At 61.8% G+C, this 1,060-nt stretch carries 1 protein-coding gene; it reads right to left on the reverse strand.

Going from position 1 to position 1,060, the window contains the following annotated elements:
- Positions 1 to 129 precede the first annotated feature (129 nt).
- Complete coding sequence (locus ACFLIM_RS50205) at positions 130 to 612, reverse strand: hypothetical protein (RefSeq protein ID WP_393178028.1); 483 nt, start codon at positions 610 to 612, stop codon at positions 130 to 132.
- Positions 613 to 1,060 lie beyond the last annotated feature (448 nt).

Raw genomic sequence — 1,060 nt, forward strand, 5'->3', positions numbered from 1 at the left:
GCCGTCAGACGCCGAAACGAAGGGCGGCCCGCCCACACCCGCAACTGGTTCAACCGCTCCACAAAACCAGCAGCGTCCTCTACACCCACAACCGTCGGCAGCGACCCGATGTCCATCAACCAATCCCCATCAGATCCGGGCCGCCCAGTACGGCGAGTTGTCGCCGGAGGTGATCTCCCCGTCAAACAAGCCAGCCAGCCGCATGAACAGTTCCACCGCGTCACCGCGAAGGCCCTCGGCGAGTACGGCCCCTAGTTGCTCGGCGTCCAGCCCACCACCCACCGACATGATCGTCGGCTCACTCCCCTCCCGGGCATATGCGATCGAGGTGCCACCTTTCAAGATCACACGGCCCATAGTCGGTCCTTTCTTTGAGCCTAGTCCATCGTCGAGCAAGGCTCCGACGGGGATTACGCCCCAGGTCAGAGAGGAATAGCTAACATTCAGGCGGCCCACGAACAAGATCACCAGAATGGGCGCCGCCAGCAGGAGCGGATCCATATCGCTCCTGGGCTCACGAGCGATGAGCGAGCCGAAAACCGTTCCGATCGCCCCAGACGACAAGATCAGCCCGAGCATGCCCACGGTCAGCGCGGTCTCCAGCGGCGCCACCGGACGTGCGGTGCGTACCGGACTCCCTGGTGCTCCACCCCTGCGAGCCGGACTTCGTCGACTCGCAGTGCCGAGTCCCATCGCACTCTCCGAAATTCCGTATCGCAGAATGACATTCCGATATGTGATAGGAGAACACCCACAGTTTCGAACTGTCAATAGTCCCCGAAACGTTCCCGGCGAAAATGATTCCGGATGGCCCAAAACGACGTCCCCTGTACTGACTCGAAGATCGGTCGGTCACTGGGCAGGCGGCAGCGAACCTCGACCTGGTGATCATGGTCGGGCTTATGGGGTGCGATATGAGTCAGGTGCTCTGGCTCGGTTCCACGGTGACCTTGTGTCCGAGGCGTTCGAGTTCGCGGATGAGGCTGCGGGTTCTGCGTTGAGGGTCGATGTGCAGGTCGTAGAAGTCAGGGCCGAGATCGTCGAAGCGGGCGTCAGGATC

The organism is Nonomuraea marmarensis (genome assembly GCF_043197025.1).
In the GTDB taxonomy this organism is placed as follows: domain Bacteria; phylum Actinomycetota; class Actinomycetes; order Streptosporangiales; family Streptosporangiaceae; genus Nonomuraea; species Nonomuraea marmarensis.